Here is a 3,300-nt window from a genome sequence, read left to right as displayed (position 1 = left end):
CCGCGTGGTGCGGCCGTTGCGGGTGGATTCGATCAGCGTGCCGTTGCCGGTGCTGCCGCTGCCCAGGCTGCGGAATCTCAGCATGCGTGCGGCTGGTTCAACGGGTACGCGGCCGGCACCGGGCCGCTCCCAAGGCGGCCGCGCCACCCGCTCGGCGGGTGGTCCCGCGCCGCAGGTGTGCGACCGGGTGCCCCATTTACTTGAGGTCGTCAGCCAGGATGCGGACGATGCGCTGGCCGATGTCGCCGTTTTCCGGCTGGCCGGCCGAGGTGTAGACGGCCGCCGTGGTCTGGTTGCCGGTGGACTTCAGGTTGATGCGGTAGCGGCCCGGGCCGGTCAGGGTGTTCTTGCCCTTGTCGTCGCCCCAGGTGAACAGCTTGGAGAAGAAGCCCGGCTCTTCCTTGCCGGCCATCTTGGGATCGGCATAACGCACGTAGTAGATGCCGCCGGCGCGGTCACGGTCTTCCACGGTGAAGCCGCCACGGTCCAGCGCCAGGCCCACACGGCGCCAGGCCCGGTCGAAGCCTTCGTCCACCTGCAGCGTGGCCGCTTCGGTGCCGGCCAGCACGCGGGCGCGGGCGTTCACCGGCGTGCCGGGGGTGGCGGGCGCACCGCTGGGTGCCGCGGCGCCGGCCGAGGCGATGGCCTGGTCGGCGCGGGTCTTGTCGGTGCCCAGCTTGACCATCAGGCGCTGCAGGAATTCGGCTTCCAGCTCCGGGTCGCTGGGGCGCACGGTCCAGTTGGTCTGGTCGCGCTCGCGGCTGGTGTAGACCTCCTGCATGCCGCGGTGGCTGATGTACACCTCGGTGCCGCCGGCCACGCGTTCCACGCGGGTGCGGAACTTGTCGCGCTCACCGGTGGAGTACAGCGAATCGAGCACCCGGCCCAGCGTGCGGCGGATGATGTCGTCGGCGATCTTGGCGCGGTTTTCGGCCCAGTCGGTTTCCATCACGCCGGCCTGCGGGCTGTCGGTGGCCAGCACAAAGCCACGCTCCTGCCAGAACTGCTGCAGCTGGGGCCACAGCTGCTCGGGTGTGGAAGGCACGAACAGCCAGCGCTGGTTGCCGTCGCGCAGCACGCGGATGTCGCCAATGGCCTGCGGGGCCACGGTGGGCGTCGCCTCCGGCGTGTTGACGGCGCCCGGCACGTTGGCAGTGGCCTGGTAGCCGGCGGCGCTGACGCTGCCCGAGGCGGTCTGGTAGCGGCCATCGCGGGCCAGCTGCGTCAGGTCGGGCGGCACTTCCAGCGGCGAGCTCGACTGCTTGGACTTGCTGCGGTAGTCGATCTTGTCGCCCGACATCAGGTTCTCGACGCTCGAGCACCCGGCCAGCGTGGCCATGAGCGCCAGGACAGCCAGCGCGGTAGTGGAACGGTTCAGTTGACGCATCGGGAGAGGCCGCCGGCGCTGCGGGGCGCCGGGCGAGAAGTTGTCGGACGTGGAAGAAAAAGGCGCGGGGCGTTCGGCTTACAGCACGCCGCTGTCGCGCAAGGCCTTGTCGACCACCGGCTGCAGGGCTGCGTCCAGCGGTGTGAGCGGCAGGCGCAGCGCCGGGCCGCAGAGGCCCATGCGGTTCAGCGCCCACTTCACGGGGATCGGGTTGGGTTCGCAGAACAGCTGCTTGTGCAGCGGCAGCAGCTGCAGGTGCAGTTCGCGGGCGCGCAGCGCATCGCCGGCCACGGCGGCCTTGCACAGCTCGTGCATCAGGCGCGGCGCCACGTTGGCGGTGACGCTCACGTTGCCCTGGCCACCCAGCAGCATCAAGGCCACGGCGGTGCCGTCGTCGCCCGAATACACCGAAAAGCTTTCGGGCAGTTCGCGCACCAACCAGGCGGCGCGTTCGATGTTGCCGGTGGCTTCCTTGATGCCGATGATGCCCGGTACCTGCGCCAGGCGCAGCGTGGTTTCCACGCTCATGTCGGCCACGGTGCGGCCGGGCACGTTGTACAGCACCACCGGCAGGTCCACCGCCTCGGCGATGGTCTTGAAGTGGCGGTAGATGCCTTCCTGCGTCGGCTTGTTGTAGTAGGGCACGACCTGCAGCGAGCAGTCGGCACCCACGCTCTTGGCGAAGCGGGTGAGCTCGATGGCTTCCTGCGTGGAATTGGCGCCGGCGCCGGCCATGATGGGCACGCGGCCCGCCGCCTGCTCCACCGCGACGCGGATGATCTCGCAGTGCTCTTCCACCGAGACGGTGGGCGATTCGCCGGTGGTGCCGACGACACCGATGCAGTCGGTGCCTTCAGCGATGTGCCAGTCGATCAGCTTGCGCAGTGCGGGGTAGTCGACGCTGCCGTCTTCGTGCATCGGCGTGATCAGCGCGACGATGCTGCCAACAATCGGGTTCATAGCGGTACCGGCTTCTTCCTAATCGACGGAGTTTAACCGTCGGCCGGTCGGCCCCTCACAGGGGATAACGAGCCGGCTCGGCGCCCGGCGCCCCCGGCCGGATGGCCGCGACGCGCTGGACGAAGCGATCGGGCGAAGCCAGGAAACCGTCTTCGTACGCGACGATGCGCAGGCCTTGCGCCACCGTCAGCAACTCGCCAGGCCGCAGCAGGAAATCGGGCCGCGAAGGCTTGCCGATGCGGGCCTGGCCCTCGGTAAAAGTTTCGTAAATCAGCACGCCACCAGGGGCCAGGCACTGCAGCAGCGTGGGCATCAGCGGGCGCCACAGGTAGTTCGTCACCACCACGGCGTCGAAGGTCTCGCCGGGCAGCGGCCAGGGGCCGGCTTCGATGTCGGCCACGATCAGGTCGCCCAGCGGCTGCAGCGGTGCCAGCGCCTGCGCGTCGCGGTCCACGCCCGTCACCGCATGGCCGCGCGCGGCCATCCAGCGCAAGTGGCGGCCGCTGCCGCAGGCCACGTCCAGCACCTTGCCGCCGGGGCGTATCAAGGGCGCCCAGCGCTGCACCCAGGCCGAGGGTTCGGTACCGCCGTGCATCAGAAGCAGGCCCACATCTGGTTGGCCAGCTCCACCATCAGCGTGGGCTGCAGGTAGGCCGCGAACACCGCGCCCAGCACCGCCAGTGCGGCGGCCCAGGCCAGCAGGCGGCGTGTGGCGGGGCTGGGCCTCATGCCGCCACCGCCACCGGCTGGCGGGCGATCGGACCTTCACGCACCGGCAGGTTGATGGCGGCCGCGAACAGGCCCAGCGCCGCGGCCAGCCACCACACCACGTCGTAGCTGCCGGTGGTGTCGTAGAGCTTGCCGCCCAGCCACACGCCCAGGAAGCTGCCGATCTGGTGGCTGAGGAACACGAAGCCGCCCAGCGTGGACAGGTACTGCACGCCGAAGATCTG

The 3,300-nt window shown here is 69.9% G+C and carries 4 protein-coding genes and 1 pseudogene; all 5 read right to left on the bottom strand.

All coding sequences use genetic code 11. The features are described 5' to 3' along the window. Window positions 1-196: 196 nt before the first annotated feature. Entirely contained in the window at window positions 197-1,339 is a 1,143-nt protein-coding gene (bamC, locus tag ABNT58_RS18485; protein WP_348754908.1) for an outer membrane protein assembly factor BamC, read from the bottom strand. Between the two features lie 126 nt (window positions 1,340-1,465). Further along, window positions 1,466-2,347 (bottom strand): 4-hydroxy-tetrahydrodipicolinate synthase, encoded by an 882-nt coding sequence (dapA, locus tag ABNT58_RS18480; protein ID WP_348754907.1) that lies wholly within the window; start codon window positions 2,345-2,347, stop codon window positions 1,466-1,468. Between the two features lie 55 nt (window positions 2,348-2,402). Beyond that, window positions 2,403-2,942 (bottom strand): class I SAM-dependent methyltransferase, encoded by a 540-nt coding sequence (locus ABNT58_RS18475; RefSeq protein ID WP_348754906.1) that lies wholly within the window; start codon window positions 2,940-2,942, stop codon window positions 2,403-2,405. Then, window positions 2,942-3,076 carry a hypothetical protein gene (locus tag ABNT58_RS18470; protein ID WP_348754905.1) on the bottom strand — a complete coding sequence of 45 codons (135 nt, stop codon included), beginning with the start codon at window positions 3,074-3,076 and terminating at the stop codon, window positions 2,942-2,944. Before ABNT58_RS18470 ends, ABNT58_RS18475 begins: the two co-directional genes overlap by 1 nt. Continuing rightward, window positions 3,073-3,300 (bottom strand): annotated as a pseudogene (locus ABNT58_RS18465) (MFS transporter); the annotation flags it as partial. The gene ABNT58_RS18470 and the pseudogene ABNT58_RS18465, both read right to left, overlap by 4 nt.

This window comes from uncultured Aquincola sp. (assembly GCF_964001545.1).
Classification (GTDB): domain Bacteria; phylum Pseudomonadota; class Gammaproteobacteria; order Burkholderiales; family Burkholderiaceae_C; genus Aquincola.
This window is presented reverse-complemented; position numbering and strand designations above follow the sequence as displayed.

Bases quoted from the DNA above. Each gene is read 5' to 3' on its own strand.
- bamC (WP_348754908.1), bottom strand. From the start codon at position 1,339: ATGGCCACGCTGGCCGGGTGCTCGAGCGTCGAGAACCTGATGTCGGGC.
- dapA (WP_348754907.1), bottom strand. From the start codon at position 2,347: ATGAACCCGATTGTTGGCAGCATCGTCGCGCTGATCACGCCGATGCAC.
- ABNT58_RS18475 (WP_348754906.1), bottom strand. From the start codon at position 2,942: ATGCACGGCGGTACCGAACCCTCGGCCTGGGTGCAGCGCTGGGCGCCC.
- ABNT58_RS18470 (WP_348754905.1), bottom strand. From the start codon at position 3,076: ATGAGGCCCAGCCCCGCCACACGCCGCCTGCTGGCCTGGGCCGCCGCA.